The sequence below is a fragment of the Janthinobacterium sp. TPC_1 genome, assembly GCF_056037845.1.
This window is the reverse complement of record NZ_CP195157.1, coordinates 930,043-950,116: the sequence shown is the minus strand read 5'-3', so window position 1 is coordinate 950,116 and position 20,074 is coordinate 930,043. Positions and strand designations below refer to the sequence as shown.

The following is a 20,074-nucleotide window of genomic DNA, read 5'->3' as shown; positions in this document are numbered from 1 at the left end:
TACCATGACGTCCATTCTGCAATCGCTGCGCAAGCTCGTCACCCTGCGTTGGGTCACTGGGCGCAACGCCGTCATCGCCGTGCCCGCGCTGTTCCTGACGGCCGCCTTTTTGGTACCGTTCCTGATCGTGCTGCGTATCAGCCTGTCCGACATGGACACGGCGGGCAGCCCGTTCGGCGGCCTGCTGTCGTACGTCGACGGTATCGTCGTGCTGAAGGTGAAAATCGCCAACTACCTGTTCATCGCCGCCGACGAACTGTATCTGCTCACCTACCTCAGTTCCATCAAATACGCGGCCATCACCACGGCCATCTGCCTCTTCATCGGCTACCCGTTCGCCTACTTCATGGCGCGCGCCAGGCCATCGATCCGGCCCGTGCTGATGATGCTGGTGATGCTGCCGTTCTGGACCTCGTTCCTGCTGCGCGTGTATGCGTGGAAGGGCATCCTGGCCAACCACGGCTTGCTCAACGACCTGTTGCTCGCGCTGGGCGTGGTGAGCGAACCGCTGCACATGATGAACACCTCGTTTTCGCTGGTTGTCGGCATGGTGTATGCCTATCTGCCGTTCATGATCCTGCCCCTGTACGCGAACCTGGTGAAAATGGACGTGCGTTATCTGGAAGCGGCGGCCGACCTGGGCGCCACGCCCCTGCATGCGTTCTGGCGCATCACCGTGCCCCTGTCGAAGTCGGGCATCATCGCCGGCGCCATGCTGGTGTTCATTCCGTCCGTCGGCGAATACGTGATTCCCGAGTTGCTGGGCGGTCCGGAAACCCTGATGATCGGCAGAGTGCTGTGGGATGAATATTTCACCAATAACGACTGGGCCATGGCCTCGTCCGTGACGGTGCTGGTGATCCTGCTGATCCTCGTGCCGATGGCCATTTTTAACAAATACAAGACCGACCAGGACGCGGAGGAGCGCACATGAACGGACGTACCTTCCTGCAGCGCTGGTTCGGGCGCGGCTGGCTCTCGCTGGGCTACCTGTTCCTGTACCTGCCCATCATCGTGCTGATCGTCTTCTCGTTCAACAGCTCGCGCCAGGATATGGTGTGGAGCGGCTTTTCGCTGCGCTGGTACAGCGAGTTGATGAACGATGCGGAAATCATCTCGGGCTTCGGTTTATCCCTGAAGATCGCCTTTATGTCGGCGACGTCTTCCGTCATCCTCGGCACCTTTGCCGCCTTTGCCCTGACCAGCTACCAGCGCTTCCGTGGCCGCACGGTGTTTTCCGCAATGGTCAGCGCGCCTTTGGTGATGCCGGAAGTGATCATCGGCCTGTCCCTGCTGCTGATGCTGGTATCCATGCAAAAGGTCTTTGGTTTCCCCGAGCGGGGCGTGCTGACCATCTGGCTCGGTCACACCCTGCTGGGCATGGCGTATGCGGCCGTGGTGGTGCAGTCGCGCCTGCAGGAAATGAGCAAATCGCTGGCGGAAGCGGCCATGGATCTGGGCTGCCGCGCGCACCAGGTGTTTTTCCTCGTAACCCTGCCGAACATCACGCAGGCATTGGCCTCAGCCTGGCTGCTGACGTTTACCCTGTCGCTGGACGACGTGGTGCTGTCCGCTTTCCTGTCCGGTCCCGGTTCGACGACGATGCCGCTGGTGATCTTTTCGCGCGCGCGCCTGGGGCTCGACCCGCGCGTCAATGCCATCGCCGCGCTGACCATCCTCGTCGTGACCATCGCCGTCATCGCGTATGCCTTGATGCTGGCGCGCGCCGACCGCAGACGCCGCAAACAGATGTCCGCGGCGTATTCGCTGGACCAGGAGTAAGCTGCTTGTAAACTGACACAGGAGACGACCATGACGGAAAACACCAGCTGGCACGCACGGGCCGCAGCGATCAAGATCGATGGGCGCGCCGTCATCAACGGCGAACGGGTCGCGGCCAGGGCCGGCCAGACTTTCGACAATCTGTCGCCCATCGACGGGCGCTCGCTGGGGCAAGTGGCCCGCTGCGACGGCGCCGACGTGGAGGCGGCCGTGCAGGCCGCGCGCGCCGCTTTTGACGACCGCCGCTGGGCCGGCAAGTCGCCGGCGCAGCGCAAGCGGGTATTGATCAAGTTCGCCGACCTGGTGCAGAAATACGGTCCCGAGCTGGCCCTGCTGGAAACCCTGGACATGGGCAAACCGATCAAGTACAGCCAGAGCGTGGACGTGGGCGCCACGGCCAATTGCCTGCGCTGGTACGGCGAGGCGATCGACAAGGTCTACGATGAAATCGCCCCGACCCCGGCCAACAGCCTGGCCCTGATCACGCGCGAACCGGTGGGCGTCGTCGCCGCCATCGTGCCGTGGAATTATCCGATGATCATGGCCGCCTGGAAGATCGCGCCGGCCCTCGCGGCCGGCAACAGCGTCATATTAAAACCGTCGGAAAAATCACCATTGACGGCCTTGCGCCTGGCCGACATCGCGCTGGAGGCGGGCGTGCCGGCGGGCGTCTTCAACGTGCTGCCAGGTTACGGCAACGAGGCCGGCGCCGCGCTGGCGCTGCACATGGATGTCGATTGCATCGGCTTTACGGGCTCCACGCGCACGGGGAAATTGATCGTGCAGATGGCGGGCCAGTCGAATTTGAAACGGGCGTGGACGGAACTGGGCGGCAAGTCCGCCAACATCGTGTGCGCCGATTGTCCTGACCTGGACAAGGCCGTGGCGGCCGCCGTCGGCTCCATCTTTTTCAACCAGGGCGAAAGCTGCAATGCGCCTTCGCGATTGTTCGTGGAAGAATCGATCAAGGATGCATTTATCGCCAAGGCGCTGGCCATGCTGCCCCGCTTCCAGCCAGGCGATCCGCTCGACGAAGCCACCGTCATGGGCGCCATCGTCGACGCCACGCAGATGCAAACGGTGATGGGCTATATCGCGGCCGGCAAGAGCGAAGGCGCGCAGCTGCTGGGCGGCGGCGAGGCCGTGCGCCTTGATACGGGCGGCCACTACGTGCAGCCGACCATCTTCGGCGTGGACGCCGGCATGACGATCGCGCGCGAAGAGATTTTCGGGCCCGTCTTGTCCGTGCTGGGCTTTACGAATATCGCGGAAGCCATCCAACAGGCCAATGCCACGCCCTACGGCTTGCAGGCGGCCGTGTGGACCTCGGACATCACCAAGGCCATCCAGACCTCGCGCGCCCTGCGCGCGGGCACCGTGCACGTCAACCAGTACGACGGCGACGATATCACCGTGCCGTTCGGCGGTTATAAACAGTCGGGCAACGGGCGCGACAAGTCGCTGCACGCGCTGGACAAGTACACGGAGCTGAAGACGACGTGGATACAGGTGGGGTAGGCGTATTGTTGGCCTAAAAGCCAGGGTCAGACCCGACGGGTCTGACCCTGGCTTTCATCTGCGGACTAAAGCGCCAATCAGTGGCTCGCTAAGTGCAATCAGAAGCAGTGTTCCAGCGCCGGGAAGCTGCCGTCCTTGACGGCTTTGACGTAGCCGGTGACGGCTTCGTCGATGCTGGCCGCGCCTTCCATGAAGTTGCGCACGAAGCGCGCCTTGCGGCCTGGGAAGACGCCCAGCATGTCGTGCATGACGAGGACCTGGCCCGAGCAATCGGGACCGGCGCCGATGCCGATGGTGGGGATCGTCAGCATGTCGGTCACTTCCTTGCCCAGTTGCGACGGCATGGCTTCCATCAGCACGATGGCGGCGCCCGCGTTTTGCAGCACCAGTGCGTCGTTTTTTAGCTCGGCGGCGCTTTCCGTGCTCTTGCCCTGCACCTTATAGCCGCCCAGCTGGTGCACGAATTGCGGCGTCAGGCCGATGTGGGCGCAGATGGGGATGCCGCGCTCGGTGAGGAAACGGACGGTCTCGGCCAGCCAGGCGCCGCCTTCGATCTTGATCATGTGCGCGCCCGCCTGCATCAGGATGACAGCGTTGGCGTAAGCCGTTTCAGGCGTGCCGTACGCGCCGAACGGCAGGTCGGACAGGATCATGGCCGACTTGCTGCCGCGCGCGACGGACGCCGTGTGGTAAGCCAGTTCGGCCACGGTGACGGGCAGGGTGGAGTTGAGGCCGTTGCAGACCATGCCGAGCGAATCGCCGATCAGCAGGATCTCCACGCCGCAACGATCCATCAGGGACGCGAAGCTGGCGTCATAGCAGGTCAGCATGGAGATCTTTTCACCGGCGGCGCGCAACGTGGCCAGGGTATGGATGGTCACGGCCTTGTTGGCGACAGGCTTGGATGGCGCCGGCGCCGGTGTGGCGGCCTTGTCTTTTGCGGCCAGATCTGTTCCTTGCAAATAAGCGGACATAGGTATTCTCTAGAGTGAAAGGGGTGTGATGCTATTGCGACGCCGCTAGTGTAGTACTTTATAGGGCGGCGTGCAGGGGCGGCATTGTAGAGCAATGCCGCGTGGCGCTCAGAGTTGGCTGATGGCCTGGTCCGCCACGCCCGCCAGATAGCCTTGCGCGGGGCCGCGTCCTGGCACGGCGATGTCGGGCGCCAGGGCCAGCAGCGGCACCAGCACGAAGGCGCGCTCTGTCAGGCGCGGATGGGGCACCGTCAGTGTGGCGCTGGCGATCTGTTCCTCGCCGTACAGCAGCAAGTCCAGGTCCAGGGTGCGCGGGGCGTTGCGGTAGGGCCGTTCGCGCCCGTGCGCCGCCTCGATGGCGTGCAGGGCCAGCAGCAGTTCCTCTGCCGGCAGGGTGGTCGTGATGCGCGCCACGGCGTTGATGTAGTCGTCGCCGCTGGAATCGATGGGCGCCGTGCGGTAGCTGGACGAGGCGTCCACGAGGGATGCGCCGGGCAGGCGCGCCAGGCGCGCAAGCGCATCCTGTACATTCGCGCGCGCGTCGCCCAGGTTCGCCCCGATGCCGATGTAAGCAATCACTGGCATTATTCGCCGCTGGTGCCGCCAGTGGTGGTGCCGCCGCCCGTTTTGCTGCGCGTGCTGCGGCGCGGCGGGCGCTTCTTCTTGACGGCGCCCGGTGCTGCATTCGCGCTGACGAGCAGCGCTTCGCGCGTTTCTTCGTCGCCTTCATAGAACGCGGTCCACCATTCGCCGATATCCATGTCGATCTCGCCCGAGGCGCAGCGCAGCAGCAGGAAGTCGTAGCCGGCGCGGAAGCGCAGGTGTTCGAGCAATTTGTACGGCGCTTTGCCGACGCGGCGCTCGAAGCGCGGCTGCATCGACCAGATGTCGCGCATGTCGGAGCCGATCTTGCGCTGCAGGGCCAGTTTTTCCGTTTGCGAGTCGAGCACGTCGTCGGCCGCCAGGTGCAGCGCGGGGATGGTCGACTCGCCGGCGGCGCGGTAGGCCGTCCATTTTTCCAGCACCTGGTGCCACAGCAGCGAGGCAAACAGGAAGCCCGGCGAGACGGTCTTGCCGGCGGCGATGCGCTGGTCGGTCGCGTCCAGCGCCAGGGTGACGAATTTCGCGCCCAGCGGCTGCTCCAGCACCACGTCGAGCAGCGGCAGCAAGCCGTGGTGCAAGCCTTCCTTGCGCAGCTGCTGCAGGCAGGCCAGCGCATGGCCGCTCATCAGCAGTTTCAGCATCTCGTCGAACACGCGCGGCGCCGGCACGTTGTTGATCAGCGGCGCCATGATGGGAATCGGCGCGGCCGTGTGCGGCTCGATGGTGAATTTCAGCTTGGCGGCAAAGCGCACCACGCGCAGCATGCGCACGGGGTCTTCGCGGTAGCGTTCTTCCGGCTTGCCGATCATGCGCAGGGTCTTGGCGCGGATGTCTTCCACGCCGCCGTGGTAATCGAGCACTTCCTGCGTGGCCGGGTTGTAGTACATGGCGTTGATGGTGAAATCGCGGCGCAGCGCGTCTTCGTGCTGCAGGCCGAAGGTGTTGTCGCGCAGGACGCGGCCATGTTCATCCTTGGGCGCGGAGTCGGCGCCGGCGCCGCGGAAGGTCGTCACTTCCAGCAAATCCTGGCCGAACATCACATGCACGATCTGGAAGCGCTTGCCGATGATGAAGGCGCGGCGGAACAGTCGCTTGACCTGTTCCGGCGTGGCGTTGGTGGCGATGTCGAAGTCCTTGGGTTTCACGCCCAGCAGCAGGTCGCGCACGGCGCCGCCGACGACAAAGGCCTCGAAGCCCGCTTCCTGCAGGCTGCTGGTGACGCGGATGGCATTCGACGACACCAGTTTCGGGTCGATTCCGTGTTGCGCAGGACCGAGCACGATGGGAGCCGTGGTGTCGCGCGCTGCCTCTTTTTTAACGCCGAGGATCTTGCGGATGAATTTTTTAATCATTGAATAAGTGGAGTGATGGCCAGCCGTGGAGGGATGCGTGTGCTGTCAACGCGGCATTGGGATTGGTTGCGACCGGGTGGGTCACGACCGACAGCAGGGGAATGTCGTTGTGCGAATCGCTGTAAAAATAGCTGCGCTCGAACTGTCCCAGTTCCTTGCCCATCTTTTCCAGCCAGGCGTGGGTGTGGGTCAGCTTGCCCGCGCCCAGAGTCGGCGTGCCCAGCAGCTTGCCCGTGACATTGCCTTGCTCGTCATATTCGGGCATGGCGGCCAGCAGGTGTTCGACGCCCAGTGCATCGGCGATGGGTTTGGTGATGAAATGGTTGGTGGCCGTGACGATGGCCAGCAGGTCGCCCGCGTCCTGGTGTTGTTTCAGCAGGGCAACGACTTCCGGGCGGATCGCCGGCAAGACCACTTCGGCCATGAATTGGCGGTGCAGCGCTTCCAGGCGTTCGCGCGGGAATTGCGCCAGGGTGCCGAGGGAAAATTCCAGGTATTCCACCGGATCGAGCGTGCCGGCCTGGTATTGCGCGAAAAATTCGTCGTTGCGGCGGGTGAATTCGGCGGCGTCCACGGCACCGATGCGTACCAGGAATTCGCCCCACTCGTGATCCGAGTCGATGGGCAGCAGGGTGTGGTCGAGGTCAAACAGGGCCAGATTCATCATTCTTTCGCTTCCGCCTGCAGCAACTCGCGCAACAATGGCAAGGTGATCGGGCGTTGGGTTTCAAGGGAGTAGAGGTCGAGAGAGTCCAGCATCGTCGACAGCGAACGCATGTCGCGCCGGAAATGGGACAGCAGATAGGGTAACACGCCCGGTGACAAGGTCAAGCCGCGGGTGGTGGCCGCCTGGGTCAGGGCGGCGATTTTTTCATCGTCCGTCAAGCCGTGGATCTGGTAGATCAGGCCCCAGCCCATGCGCGTGCGCAAGTCTTCGCGCACGGGCAGCACGGCGGGCGGGACGGCGCCGCTGCACACCATGAACGCCTGGTTGGCACGGATTTCATTGAACAGGGCAAAGGCGTCGATCTGCGCCAGCGGCGACAGCTTTTCGCAGTCGTCGAGCAGGTATAAATCCACATCGGGCGAATACACGAATTCGGACTCGATCGAGAATGGCGAAATGTAGCGCGCGCGCTCGGTGCTGGCCAGGGCCTTGAGCAGGTGGCTCTTGCCGGCGGCCAGTTCGCCCCACAGGTAGGCAAAATGTTCGCGCGACGTGCGCGCGGCGAACTGGCGCATCAGCTGCGCCACTTCGGCATTCTGTCCCACCTCGAAGGTATCGAGGCTGTGCGCCTGGTCTGTGCCTAAATCGAGCACCAGTTGTTTCATGGCGTACGCCTTGTCCTGTTTTTCATTACTGCATGTGCATCGTGGTATTGCTAGGTTGATATGATATCCGCTTTTACTAGGTATTATAGAAGCTGCTGGAGAGGTAGTGGCGTCTTAGATGCTTAAAAGCGACCATCAGGACGGCAGAAGCGGGTAAGGCGAGCAAAACGCCGACGAAACCGAACAGTTGTCCGAAGGCCAATAAGGCGAAGATCACGGCCAGCGGGTTCAGGCCGATGCGCTCGCCGACCAGGCGCGGCGTGAGGAAAAAGCCTTCGATGACCTGGCCGCAACCATAGATGATGGCGACGGCGATGACGCCGCTCCAGTCGGCGAACTGCAGCAGGGCGGCGATCAGCGCCAGCATCAGGCCCAGGCCGAAGCCCAGGTAGGGGATGAATACGAGCAAGCCCGTGATGATGCCCACGGGCAATGCAACTTCAAAACCGGCGATGGCCAGCGCCACCGAGTAATACGTGGCCAGCACCAGCATGACGAGCAACTGGCCGCGCAGGTATTGCGCCAGCAGCGTGTCGACTTCCTGCGCCATGCCCACAGTGCGGCCGACCCAGCGGCGCGGCACGGCGCCGGCGATGCGCGCCAGCATCGGATGCCAGTCCAGCAACAGGTAGAACAGCACCACGGGAATCAGCACCACGGTGGCCAGCCAGCCCAGCACGGCCGTGCCGCCGATGCGCGCCGAGGCCAGCACGGTGCTCCAGATTTCATCGCCGCTGGTGGCCATCTGCTGGCTCAGCATGCGTTTGATGCCCGTGCCGTCCAGGCGCACGCGGATGCCCAGGTCGCGCAGTTTCGGCGCGAGGAACTCGTTCGCCTTGCTCAGAAATTGCGGGATTTGCGCCTGCAGCAGGGGAATTTCCTTTTGCAGCACGGGCACGACGATGAGCACCAGCGCCGTAATGGCGAGGAAAAACAACACTACGACGACCAGCACGGCAAGCGGGCGGGGCACGTAAAAACGCTTGTAATGCAGGCGCTGCAATCGGTCCACGCCGGGATTGAGCACGTAGGCGAGGATGGCGGCGGCCAGGAAGGGCGTCAGGATAGGACCCAGGCTGACGAGCAGCAGCAAGAATGCCAGCCAGACCGCGATCCAAAATGCTGTTTGCTTCTGCTCGGCGGTGATGGCGAATGGCATGTAGTTTGTGCTGTTGCGTTAAAAAAAGGCAGTTAATTACGAAATGGCGGGGCAGTTTGATAAAATAGCGACTTGATCGACCGAATTCACCCGCTGGCGTCCTGCCGCACGATGTTGAAAAACATGCTTGCGCGCGCGTGCCGGCGGGTATCCGCCTTCTATTTTACCGCCTCCGCTGCCACCACACCATGAACCAGACTTCTAATGTTTCCCTTTCCTACCGTGACGCTGGCGTCGATATCGACGCAGGCGACGCTTTAGTCGAAGCAATCAAGCCGTTTGCCAAGCGCACCTTGCGCGAAGGCGTGATGGGCGGCCTGGGCGGTTTTGGCGCCATGTTTGAAATCAGCAAGAAGTACAAGGAACCGGTGCTGGTCTCGGGCACCGACGGCGTCGGCACCAAATTGCGCCTGGCGTTCGAACTGAACCGCCATGACACGGTCGGCATCGACCTCGTCGCCATGAGCGTCAACGACATCCTGGTGCAAGGCGCCGAACCGCTGTTCTTCCTCGACTACTTTGCTTGCGGCAAGCTGGATGTGGCCATTGCCACCGACGTCATCAAGGGCATCGCCCAGGGTTGCGAACAAGCCGGTTGCGCGCTGATCGGCGGCGAAACGGCGGAAATGCCGAGCATGTACCCGGCCGGCGAATACGACCTGGCAGGTTTTGCCGTCGGCGCCGTGGAAAAATCGAAAATCATCGACGGCACCAAGATCGCCCCAGGCGACGTGGTGCTGGGTCTGGCCTCGTCGGGCGTGCACTCGAATGGTTACTCGCTGGTGCGCAAGATTATCGAAGTGGCAAAACCGGACCTGGAAGGCGACTTCCATGGCCGTAAACTCGCTGACGTGCTGATGCAGCCGACGCGCATCTACGTCAAGCCACTGCTGGCCCTGATGGATGCCATGGAAGTCAAGGGCATGGTGCACATCACCGGTGGCGGCCTGGTGGAAAACATCCCGCGCGTTCTGCAGCCTGGCCTGGTGGCCGAGCTGGACTCGAAGGCATGGACCATGCCGCCGCTGTTCACGTGGCTGCAACAGCACGGCGGCGTGGCTGACGCCGAAATGCACCGCGTCTTCAACTGCGGCATCGGCATGACCGTCATCGTCTCGCAGGAAAACGCGGATGCCGCCATCGCGCAATTGCAAGCGGCCGGCGAAACCGTCTCGCGCATCGGCACCATCCGCGCCCGCGTGGGTGATGAGCATCAAACCATTGTTATCTAAGCTGTCGCTTGAACAAACAAGGCAGGCACTCGCGAGAGGCCTGCCTTTTTTTACGCCGCGATATATCTTACCGCTTACCTTGCGTGCGCCGGCTTCATGCGGCCATCCGGTTGCGAGCCTCCTTTCCCGATCATGGCCACGCTGACGGCCGAGACGAGGGAGGCGAACAGGATGTAGCCGACGATGTGCCATGGCTCGCCATTGCCCGTTTTCAGCAGGTAGGTGGCGATGATGGGCGTCAGGCCGCTGGCGAAGATGCCGGAGAACTGGTACACGAAGGAAATGCCCGTATAGCGCACCTTGGCGTCGAACAGGTCGCAGAACAGGGCCGCTTCCGGGCCGTACACGGCTGAATACAGCACGCCCAGCGGGATGATCACGGAACACCACAGCAGCAGCGGATTGTCGGCGTGGTTGAGCATGATCCAGAAGGCGGGGATGGCCGACACGCCCGTGATCAATGAACCCCAGAAAAACACCTTGCTGCGGCCGATGCGGTCCGACAGGCGGCCAAAGAAGGGGATGCAAAAGCACATCACGACGGCCGACGCCATCACGCCCATCAGCGCTTCCGTGCGGTCTATCTTGATGGTGTTGGTCAGGTAGGTGATGGAAAACACGCCAAAGATATTGAAGAACACGCCGTCGATGTAGCGCGCGCCCATGCCCTTCAATACATTGCCCGGATAGCGCTTCAGCAGGTCGAAAAATGGGATTTGCGTCTCCGCGTTCTTTTCCTTGACGGCCTGGAATTCGGGCGTTTCCATCACGTTCAGGCGTATCCACATGCCGATGAAGACGAGAGCGGCCGACAGGATGAAGGCCACGCGCCAGCCCCAGGACAGGAATTGCGCATCCGTCAGGCTGTAGGACAAAATTGCCACCACGCCCGATGCGAGGCACAGGCCGATGGCCAGGCCGATCTGCGGCAGGCTGGCGTAGAAGCCGCGCTCCTTTGGCGGTGCATATTCATACGCCATCAGCACGGCGCCGCCCCACTCGCCGCCAAGGCCGATGCCTTGCAGCACGCGCAGGAACAGCAGCAATCCCGGCGCCCAGTAGCCGATGTGGTCGTAGGTCGGCAGCACGCCGATCAGGAAAGTGGAGATACCCATTATCATCAGGGTCATCACCAGCATGCTCTTGCGGCCGATCTTGTCGCCGAAGTGGCCGAAGATTACGCCGCCGATGGGACGCGACAGAAAGCCCACGGCGAAGGTGCCGTAGGCCAGCATGGTCGAGACGAGCGGATCGCCGCCCGGGAAATACAGCTTGCTGAATACGATGCCGGCGACGACGCCGTATAAAAAGAAGTCATACCACTCGATGGTGGCGCCGATCACGCTGGCCATCACGACTTTCCGCAGCTCTTTGGCCTTTTTGGGATTGTTCGGATTGTTATCCATATATCTAGTCTCCAATCGATATCGATTATGTATTTTTTGATGCTCGGCTTGTCGCCGGGTCATTGTGTGCGGGGCCGCCTGCCCGCCGCTGGCATCCTCCTTGCCGGAAATGGAATGGGTGGGTCAGGCCGCCTGCGGCAGCCGCACGGCGTCCGCCAGGATCATGTCGGCCGCTTTTTCGGCGATCATGATGGTGGGCGCGTTCGTATTGCCCGAGACGATTTCCGGCATGATCGACGCATCGACCACGCGCAGGTTCTGCATGCCGTGCACGCGCAGGCGGTCGTCGACGACGGCCATGGCGTCGTGGCCCATCTTGCAGGTGCCGCTCGGGTGGTAGATCGACTGGCTGAAGCGCCGCGCCGCCTCCAGCAGCTGCGCATCCGTCTCGAACTGCGGACCGGGCACGAACTCTGAAATGATGTGCGGCGCCAGCGACGGCGCTGCGGCGATCCTGCGCGCCACGCGCAGGGCGGCAACGGCCGTCTGCTGGTCGCGCGGGTCGGACAGGTAGTTCGGGTAAATGCCCGGATAGGCGAGGGGGTCGGCGGACTTGATCGATACGTGGCCGCGGCTGTGCGGGCGCAGCTGGCACACGGATGACGTGAAGGCGGAAAACGGATGCGCGCCTTCGCCCGGCTTGTCGGCGCTCAGCGGCTGCATGTGGAACTGGATGTCGGGCCGCTCCACCTCGGGCGAGGATCGGGTAAACACCGTCACCTGGCTGGCCGCCAGGGTGAGAGGGCCGGAGCGGGAAAACACATATTGCATGCCCACCCACAGCTTGCCCCACAGGCTGTTGACTTCATCGTTCAGGGTTTTCAGCCGCGTCTTGAAGACGAGGCGGATTTGCAGATGGTCTTGCAGGTTCTGTCCCACGCCGGGCAAGTCGTGCACCATTGGTACGCCCACGTCCTCGAGCAGGGCGCGCGGTCCGACGCCCGAGCATTGCAGGATTTGCGGCGAGCCGATGGCGCCCGCGCATAAAATCACTTCGCCGCTGGCGCGCGCCTGGCGCAGCTGGCCATCCTGCCGGAACTCGATGCCGACGGCGCGCTTGCCCTCGAACAGCACGCGCGTGATTTGCGCGCGCACTTCCACGCGCAGGTTGGCGCGCTTGCGGGCGGGACGCAGAAAGGCTTTCGCCGTACTCCAGCGCAGGCCCTTGCTGGCCGTCTGCTGGAAGTAGCCGACGCCCTCCTGCGTGGCGCCGTTGTAGTCGGCATTGAAGGGAATGCCGCTTTCCATGGCGCCGGCAATGAAGTGTTCGGCGATGGGGCGGCGCAGCCGCAGGTCCGACACTTTTAACGGGCCGCCCACGCCGTGGTAGTCGCTGGCACCGCGTTCCTGGTCTTCCGATTTCTTGAAGTAGGGCAACACCTCGGCATAGCTCCAGCCTGCATTGCCCAGTTCGGCCCAGCGGTCGTAATCTTCCTTCTGTCCCCGCACGTACAGCAGGCCGTTGAGCGAACTGGAGCCGCCCAGCACCTTGCCGCGCGGCCATTGCAACTGGCGCCCGGCGATGCCGGCATCCGCTTCCGTGCGGTAGCACCAGTCCAGCTTCGGGTCGTGCATGGTCTTGAAATAGCCGACCGGCACGTGTATCCAAGGATTGTTGTCCTTGCCGCCCGCTTCCAGCAGCAATACTTGGTGGTTGCTGTCGTGCGACAGGCGGTTGGCCAGCACGCAGCCGGCGGAACCGGCGCCGACGACGATGTAATCGTAGTGTGTTTGCAACATTACTCTTGTCTCCTGCGTTGCGGTATCGCGTCGCCTCGGCGGGCGTTTTTTGCGATACACTGGTCTTTATTGGTTATTTTTGGAACGTCTGGTTCCATTTATAAAAGACGTGCAGCACCGGGACAAGCGGAAACCACCGCATACGCGAGAGGTGAAACAGAACATGCATGATGCGTTTCAAAAACGGCCGGCCGAGGCCGAAGAAGACAGCCCGGCGGGGGGCGCGGTGGCGACGAATACGGCGGCCAGCCATGGCGACGAGGCGCGGGGCTTGCGCGTGCTGCGCCTGATCGAACACCTGGCCAGCGCCAGCCAGCCCTTGACCCTGTCGCAACTGGCGGCGCGCATGCAGGTACCCAAGGCCAGCATGATGCGCTTGCTCGATACCCTGGAGCAACACGGTTACGTGCTGCGCACGCCCGTCGGACGCGGCTATGTGCCTGGGGCGGCGTCCACCAACCTGGCGCTGGCGACCCTGCGCAACAATGCCCTGATCCGCGTGAGCCGCAGCATCCTGGGCAGCCTGGTGGCGGCCACGGGCGAGACGTGCAATCTGGCCATTCCCGAGGGCAATGCGATCGTGTATGTAGACCGGGTGGAAACGCAGGAACCGCTGCGCCTGCACCTGGTGCTGGGCACGCGCGCGCCCATGCATTGCACGGCGAGCGGAAAATTATTCCTGGCGCACATGACCTTGCTGGAGCGGCGCGAATTGCTGGCCATGCTGAGCCTGCAGGCGCGCACGCCGAAAAGCATCACCGACCCGGCGCTGCTGGAACGCGAGATCGTGCGCATCGCCCGGCTGGGCATCGGCATCGACGACGAGGAATTCGTGCACGGCATGGTGGCCGTGGCCGTCCCCATCTGCGCGGCCGACGGGCGCATCGTGGCGGCCGTCGCCTGCCACGCGCCCGTGGCGCGAAAGTCCGTGGAGCAGCTGCTGCAGCACGTGCCGCAACTGAAGGAAGCGGCCGTGAAACTGCGGCCGCTGCTGCTGGCGGAGTCCAGCTAGGGTTTCAAGACCTTCGCCACTTTCGCCGCCCTGAGGCGGAACGCATCGGGCATGCCCGAGCCCAGCAGCGGGCGCAGATACAGCCTGAAAGCATCGGTCACGTCCGTGCCGCTGGCGCTGATGAACTCGTCTTCCATGGTGCGCGTCTTGCCCGCCACGTCGGTCAACGGCAGCAGTTCGTAATCGACGGAATAAAAACCCGTGCGCTTGATGGCGACGGAGCCGTCGCGGTCGCCCCACATGGCGAACTGCACGGCTTTTTCGCCCACTTCGCGGGCTTCGCGTTGATCTACATCAGAGACGCAGCCGATGAAGGAGCGCTGCAGATAGCCGAAGGTATCGCCGCGCACGCGCTTGATGCCGAGCTTGGCCTTGATTTCATCGCACAGCAGGTCGGCCCGCGCCCGTGCCCGACAATTGCACATTGCCGTGCGCATCGCGTTCGACCTCCTTGGCGAGCAGGCTGGCGATCGGTTCGCCCGAGGCGTCGTGGATGCCTTCCGACACGGCGATCACGCAGCGGCCGTATTTTTCATAGGTGGCCTTCACGTCGGCAAGGAATTGTTCCAGGACAAAGACGCGCTCGGGCAGGTAGATCAGGTGCGGGCCGTCGTCGGGGAACTTCTTGCCCAGCGCCGAGGCGGCCGTCAAAAAGCCCGCATGGCGGCCCATCACCACGCCCACGTAGACGCCGGGCAAGGCCGCGTTGTCGAGGTTGGCGCCGGCGAACGCTTGCGCGACGAAGCGCGCGGCCGAGGGAAAGCCGGGCGTGTGGTCGCTGCCGACCAGGTCGTTGTCGATGGTTTTCGGGATGTGGACGCAGCGCAGCGGATAGCCGGCCTTGTGCGCTTCTTCGCTGACGATGCGCACCGTGTCGGACGAGTCGTTGCCGCCGATGTAAAAGAAGTGTTCGATCTCGTGCGCGCGCAGCACCTCGAAGATTTGCTGGCAGTAGGCAATATCGGGCTTGTCGCGCGTGGAGCCGAGCGCCGACGAGGGCGTGGCGGCCACCAGTTCCAGGTTATGGCTGGTTTCCTGCGTCAGATCAACAAACTCTTCATTGACGATGCCGCGCACGCCATGCAGGGCGCCATACACGCGCGTGACATGCTGGAAACGCCGCGATTCGAGCACCACGCCCACCAGCGACTGGTTGATGACGGCGGTGGGGCCGCCTCCCTGGGCAACAAGAATTTTTCCAGACGGCATGGGATCTCCTCGTAAGTAAAACGGCCCTCCAGCCTACTCCTTTTTTAGCGGGGCGCTGTCTTTTCCCTATGCCGCAAGGGGAATTGATCTGGCGGGCCTGCCTGCCTATTCATTCCGGCGCCCGGATATGCTCGACCAGTCCCCTGCTGCGCCGTCCCGGCGCCGGCGTCAGCCAGCTGACCAGCACGGCGGCGGCCAGGCCGGCCGGCACGCCGAAGATGCCGGCAGAAATAGGCGCAATGTGAAACCATTGGCCGCTGGCATTGCCGCCCAGCATGGTGCTGGTGTGCAGCATGTAGTACAGGCAGACGCCAAAGCCCGTCAGCATGCCGGCCAGTGCCCCCTGGTAATTGGCGCGTTGCCAGAAGACACCGAGCACCAGCGGCGGGAACAGGGTCGAGGCGGCCAGTGAAAAGGCCACGCCCACCAGCGACAAAATGTCCGCCGGCTTTTGCGAGGCGGCATAGGCGGCGATGAAGGCCACGGCCAGCAGCAGCAACTTGGAAATCGTCACGCGCTTTTGCGTCGACGCGCTGGGATCGACCACCTTGTAATAGACGTCGTGCGACAGGGCGTTGGAAATGGCCAGCAGCAAGCCATCGGCCGTCGACAGGGCGGCGGCCAGGCCACCGGCCGCCACCAGGCCGGAAATCACGTAGGGCAGGCCGGCGATCTCGGGCGTGGCCAGCACCAGCACGTCGGCATCGATGGAAATTTCCGCCAGTTGCACGATGCCGTCGCGGTTGACGTCGACGATGCTGATCAGGGGGCTGAGCTTGTCCACGTTGGCCCAGTACGACACCCAGGTGGGCAGGTTCGCGTATTGCGTGCCGACCAAGGCCGAGTAAATATCGTACTTGACCAGCACGGCCAGCGCGGGAATCGTGAGGTAGATCAACAAGATGAAGAACAGGGTCCAGAACACGGACACGCGCGTTTCGTGCACGGACGGCGTGGTGTACGATCGCATCAGGATATGCGGCAGGGCGGCCGTGCCCAGCATCATGCAAAACACGAGGGCCAGGAAATTGTTGCGTTTGATGTCCGATTGCTCGCGGTCGGCGGCGGGAAACGGCTGCGCGTGCGGAATGATCGGCTCGGCGCGTTTCTGGTTTTGCGCCTGCATCGCCTGCCACAGCACGCGTGCCTCGTCTGGGCTCTTGGGATAGGCGATCAGGTAGCGCTCCGCGTTGCGGATGTCGAACAGCGAGGTATTGCGCTGGCGCAAACTATCGAGCTGGCGCTGGGCCGCCAGGCGGCCTTGCTCCCAGGAACCGGGCAAGCCGTCGATGCGCGCCTGGTAGCTGTGCGCGCGCTGGCGGAAGATGGCGCGCACTTCGTTTTCTTTCGGGTCCGTTTCCAGCACGTGTTCGCGCGCGCTCAGTTGCGGCAGCACCTTGCCATAGGCGATCTGCGGCACGGGATTGTCCGCATGCTTGACCGACAGCCACATGGCGGGAATCAGAAAGGCGACGAGGATGATGATGTACTGCGCCACCTGCGTCCAGGTGATGGCGCGCATGCCGCCCAGAAAGGAGCAGACGAGGATGCTGGCCAGGCCCAGGAAGATGCCGACGGAAAAATCCACGCCCGTGAAGCGCGAGGCGATCAGGCCGACGGCGTAGATCTGCGCCACGACATACGTAAACGACACGATGATGGTGGCGGCCACGGCCACCACGCGCACGCTGGCGCCCCGTTTGTCGGTGCCGCTGCCGTAGCGGGCGGCGAGGAAATCGGGAATCGTGTACTGGCTGAACTTGCGCAGGTAGGGCGCGATCAATAGCGCCACCAGGCAATAGCCGCCCGTCCAGCCCATGATGAAGGCCAGGCCGTCGAAGCCGTTCAGGTACAGGCCACCGGCCAGGCTGATGAAGCTGGCGGCCGAAATCCAGTCGGCGGCCGTGGCCATGCCGTTGAACATGGCCGGCACCCGGCGCCCCGCCACATAGTATTCGGTGACGTTCGAGGTGCGGCTGATGACGCCGATGGTGGCGTACAGGGTGATGGTGACGAGCATGAACAGGTAGCCGATCCACGCGCGCGGCATGCCTTCCTGTTCCAGCACCGACAGGGCCAGCAGGAAGGCGGCGAAACCGGCGGTAAACAGCAAATAGTAGCGGCACAGGCGCGCAAAGAAGCTGCGCTGGCCGCTCATGCGTGCTCCTCTGCATGAAAAGCCCGGTCGAGGCGCTGCATGCATGCGCCAGGCATACAAGGCGATGATGGCCAGGTACACGAGCGAGGCGCCCTGGGCCGCCATATAAAAGGGCAGGGGCCAGCCGAACAGGTTCAGGTGCAACAGCTCGCGCGCATAGAACACGGTCAGGAAGCCCGTCAGCAGCCAGACCAGCAGCAGGATGGCCGTCAGGCGTCGCGTCTTGCGCCAGTGGGCGTCGCGGCGCGCCTGCAGCTCGGGGCCGGGCGCGCGCGCCGGCTGCAGCGGCGCCGTGGGAAGGCTGGGCTTATCCATACGTGATGTCATCCTCTTCTGGCGCTTCCGGCAACAGCAGGGCGATGCTCAGGCGCAGCAGGGTGCCTGGCAGCTTGGGTGAAGTGGCGCGCGGATTGTTAAAAATATCGACTTCGGCGCCATGCTGCTGGGCAATCTCGCGCACGATGGCCAGGCCCAGGCCGCTACCGTCGACATTGCTGCCAAGAATGCGGTAAAAGCGCTCGAACACGTGCGCCCGTCGGCCGGCGCAATGCCGGGGCCCGTGTCTTCCACTTCCAGGATGGCCAGTTCCAGGGTGCTGCGCACGCGCACCGTGACGCTGCCGCCAGCCGGCGTGTAGCGCAGGGCATTGTCGATCAGATTGCTCAGCAGCTCGCGCAGCATCATGGCATTGCCGGAAATCATGATTGAATACGCGGGCTGTTCGAAGCCCAGGTCGATATGCTGGGCAAACGAGGCTTGCACCCAGTCCTGCACCACGCCGCGCGCCAGTTCGCTCAGTTCGATCGGCTCGAAGGCCGTGCCCGCCTGCGGCTGGTTTTCCGCGCGCGCCAGGGCCAGCAGCTGGTTGACCAGGCGCGTGGCCGCTTCCGAGCTTTTCGCCAGCTGCAGCAGCGAGCGGTGGATCTCATCGTGGTCGGTCTGGCGCAGGGCCAGCTCCGATTGCATGCGCATGCCGGCCAGCGGCGTCTTCATCTGGTGCGCCGCATCGGCGATGAAGCGTTTCTGCATGTCGATCGACAGCGACAGGCGCGCCAGCATCTCGTTGAGGGAACCGACCAGCGGCGTGATTTCCTCGGGCACTTGCCCCGATTCGATGGGAGATAAATCGTCGGGCGGCCGGGCGCGTATGCGTTCCTGCAATTGGGCCAGCGGCGACAGACCGCGCGCCAGGGCAAACCAGACCAGGGCCAGGATCACGGGCAGGATGATGAACTGCGGCAAAATCACGCCCTTGATGATTTCATTGGCCAGCTGGGCGCGCTTTTCCAGCGTCTCGGCCACTTGCACCAGCGCGCGGTGCGCGTCGTCGTCGCTGCCGCCAGGAATGTCGAGATAGCTGAACGCCACGCGCACGGGCGCGCCGTGGATGGTGTCGTTGCGAAACAGTACCATGCCGCTGCGGTATTTGTCGGGGTCTTGCGGCGGCGGCAAGTCGCGGTCGCCGTCGAGGTATTCGCCGCGCGGGCCCACCACCAGGTAATACAGGGTGTCGATATCGTCGCCGCGCAGGAAGTCGCGGCCCTTGTTATTGCTGTTCTTGTCCGGCACGCGGCGCAGCAGCGCGCCATCGGCCTGCTTGACCTGTTGCGTCAGCACCGTGACGCTGTCTTCCAGCGCATGGTCGAACGGCTGATTGGCGATGCCCTTGGCCACCAGATAGGTGATGGCGATGCTCATCGGCCACAGCAGCAGCAGGGGCGCCAGCATCCAGTCGAGGATTTCGCCAAACAGCGAATGCTCGATGGTGTCATCCTGCTCCGTGGTGGGCGGTTCGAACCAGTCGTCGTCGTCCGCCTCGTCCGCTGGCGCCTCGCGCGCCTTCACTTGCTGGCGGGGCCGTTGGCCGGGCTTGCCGCCTCGCCCGCTTCGGCTTGCAGGCGCGCCGCTTCCGAATATTTCTCCAGGCAGTAGCCGAGGCCGCGCACGGTGGCGATGCGCACGCCGCCCACCTCGATCTTCTTGCGCAGGCGGTGCACATATACTTCGATGGCATTGTTCGACACTTCCTCGCCCATTCGCACAGGTGGTCGACTAGTTGCTCTTTTGAAACGAGGCGGCCCGTGCGGCCCAGCAGGATTTCCAGCAAACCCAGTTCGCGCGCGGACAAGTCGAGCATCTGGTCGTTGATGTAGGCGCTGCGCCCCACCTGGTCATAGCTGAGGGGGCCGTGCTTGATGATGGTGGCGCCGCCGCCGGCGCCGCGGCGCGTCAGGGCGCGCACTCTTGCCTCCAGTTCCGACAGGGCGAACGGCTTGGCCATATAATCATCGGCACCGAGGTCGAGGCCATTCACGCGTTGTTCGATGGAATCGGCGGCCGTCAGGATCAGCACGGGCAACAGCGAGGCGCGCGCGCGCAGGCGGCGCAGCACTTCCAGGCCGGACATCTTCGGCAGGCCCAGGTCGAGGATCAGCAGGTCGAATTCCTGGGTGGACAGGGCCGTATCGGCTTCCTGGCCGGTCTTGACGTAGTCGATCGCATAACCGGACTGGCGCAGCGAGCGGGTCAGGCCAGGCCATCGGCCAGCACGCTGTCATCTTCGGCAAGTAAAATACGCATGGTGCACTTCCTATGCT

Annotated in this window: 14 protein-coding genes and 3 pseudogenes; 5 read left to right on the top strand and 12 right to left on the bottom strand. The window is 63.5% G+C overall.

All coding sequences use genetic code 11. The features are described from left to right. The first annotated feature begins 4 nt into the window (after positions 1-4). From ACQVLG_RS04640 to ACQVLG_RS04630, 3 genes are read left to right on the top strand one after another with little or no spacing between them, the layout of a single operon-like run. On the top strand, positions 5-934 hold the full coding sequence (locus ACQVLG_RS04640) for an ABC transporter permease subunit (RefSeq protein ID WP_474293073.1): 930 nt from the start codon (positions 5-7) through the stop codon (positions 932-934). Then, a complete protein-coding gene (locus ACQVLG_RS04635; protein WP_474293071.1) occupies positions 931-1,782 on the top strand; it encodes an ABC transporter permease in 852 nt (283 codons plus the stop codon). Before ACQVLG_RS04640 ends, ACQVLG_RS04635 begins: the two co-directional genes overlap by 4 nt. A gap of 30 nt (positions 1,783-1,812) precedes the next feature. Then, on the top strand, positions 1,813-3,300 hold the full coding sequence (locus ACQVLG_RS04630) for an aldehyde dehydrogenase (protein ID WP_474293069.1): 1,488 nt from the start codon (positions 1,813-1,815) through the stop codon (positions 3,298-3,300). Between the two features lie 98 nt (positions 3,301-3,398). On the opposite strand, the gene panB is transcribed toward ACQVLG_RS04630, so the two are convergent. From panB to ACQVLG_RS04600, 6 genes are all read right to left on the bottom strand, one after another. Continuing rightward, positions 3,399-4,274, bottom strand: coding sequence for a 3-methyl-2-oxobutanoate hydroxymethyltransferase (panB, locus tag ACQVLG_RS04625; protein WP_230539095.1), 876 nt, complete (start codon positions 4,272-4,274; stop codon positions 3,399-3,401). Positions 4,275-4,382: 108 nt separating this feature from the next. Beyond that, on the bottom strand, positions 4,383-4,859 hold the full coding sequence (gene folK / locus ACQVLG_RS04620; protein WP_474293067.1) for a 2-amino-4-hydroxy-6-hydroxymethyldihydropteridine diphosphokinase: 477 nt from the start codon (positions 4,857-4,859) through the stop codon (positions 4,383-4,385). Further along, positions 4,859-6,229, bottom strand: coding sequence for a polynucleotide adenylyltransferase PcnB (gene pcnB / locus ACQVLG_RS04615; RefSeq protein ID WP_474293065.1), 1,371 nt, complete (start codon positions 6,227-6,229; stop codon positions 4,859-4,861). The genes folK and pcnB overlap by 1 nt, the downstream gene beginning before the upstream one ends. Next, positions 6,222-6,893 carry a histidinol-phosphatase gene (locus tag ACQVLG_RS04610; RefSeq protein WP_076566473.1) on the bottom strand — a complete coding sequence of 224 codons (672 nt, stop codon included), beginning with the start codon at positions 6,891-6,893 and terminating at the stop codon, positions 6,222-6,224. Before ACQVLG_RS04610 ends, pcnB begins: the two co-directional genes overlap by 8 nt. Then, on the bottom strand, positions 6,893-7,561 hold the full coding sequence (hda, locus tag ACQVLG_RS04605; RefSeq protein WP_230539092.1) for a DnaA regulatory inactivator Hda: 669 nt from the start codon (positions 7,559-7,561) through the stop codon (positions 6,893-6,895). Before hda ends, ACQVLG_RS04610 begins: the two co-directional genes overlap by 1 nt. 76 nt (positions 7,562-7,637) lie before the next feature. Beyond that, positions 7,638-8,720: an AI-2E family transporter gene (locus ACQVLG_RS04600; RefSeq protein WP_474293063.1), complete on the bottom strand. Its 1,083-nt coding sequence runs from the start codon at positions 8,718-8,720 to the stop codon at positions 7,638-7,640. Positions 8,721-8,908: 188 nt separating this feature from the next. Between ACQVLG_RS04600 and purM the strand changes: the two genes are divergently transcribed. Further along, positions 8,909-9,952 (top strand): phosphoribosylformylglycinamidine cyclo-ligase, encoded by a 1,044-nt coding sequence (gene purM, locus ACQVLG_RS04595; RefSeq protein WP_034788683.1) that lies wholly within the window; start codon positions 8,909-8,911, stop codon positions 9,950-9,952. Between the two features lie 74 nt (positions 9,953-10,026). Here purM and ACQVLG_RS04590 read toward each other — a convergent pair whose 3' ends face one another. Both ACQVLG_RS04590 and ACQVLG_RS04585 read right to left on the bottom strand, forming a co-directional pair. Continuing rightward, on the bottom strand, positions 10,027-11,358 hold the full coding sequence (locus ACQVLG_RS04590; protein WP_474293061.1) for an MFS transporter: 1,332 nt from the start codon (positions 11,356-11,358) through the stop codon (positions 10,027-10,029). A gap of 123 nt (positions 11,359-11,481) precedes the next feature. Then, the gene (locus tag ACQVLG_RS04585) at positions 11,482-13,098 is read right to left on the bottom strand and encodes a GMC family oxidoreductase (RefSeq protein ID WP_474293059.1); all 1,617 of its coding nucleotides are present in this window, start codon (positions 13,096-13,098) and stop codon (positions 11,482-11,484) included. Between the two features lie 163 nt (positions 13,099-13,261). Here ACQVLG_RS04585 and ACQVLG_RS04580 point away from each other — a divergent pair, with 163 nt between their 5' ends. Further along, positions 13,262-14,110: an IclR family transcriptional regulator gene (locus ACQVLG_RS04580; protein ID WP_474293057.1), complete on the top strand. Its 849-nt coding sequence runs from the start codon at positions 13,262-13,264 to the stop codon at positions 14,108-14,110. Here the strand turns inward: ACQVLG_RS04580 and ACQVLG_RS04575 are convergent. The 4 genes and pseudogenes from ACQVLG_RS04575 to ACQVLG_RS04560 form a co-directional block, all read right to left on the bottom strand. Continuing rightward, positions 14,107-15,319 (bottom strand): annotated as a pseudogene (locus ACQVLG_RS04575) (6-phosphofructokinase). The gene ACQVLG_RS04580 and the pseudogene ACQVLG_RS04575 overlap by 4 nt on opposite strands. Positions 15,320-15,428: 109 nt before the next feature. Continuing rightward, on the bottom strand, positions 15,429-17,792 hold the full coding sequence (locus tag ACQVLG_RS04570) for a VC_2705 family sodium/solute symporter (protein ID WP_474293055.1): 2,364 nt from the start codon (positions 17,790-17,792) through the stop codon (positions 15,429-15,431). Then, a pseudogene (locus ACQVLG_RS04565) lies at positions 17,785-19,322 on the bottom strand (sensor histidine kinase N-terminal domain-containing protein). Before ACQVLG_RS04565 ends, ACQVLG_RS04570 begins: the two are co-directional and overlap by 8 nt. Beyond that, a pseudogene (locus tag ACQVLG_RS04560) lies at positions 19,319-20,057 on the bottom strand (response regulator). The pseudogenes ACQVLG_RS04565 and ACQVLG_RS04560 overlap by 4 nt, the downstream one beginning before the upstream one ends. Positions 20,058-20,074: the final 17 nt, after the last annotated feature.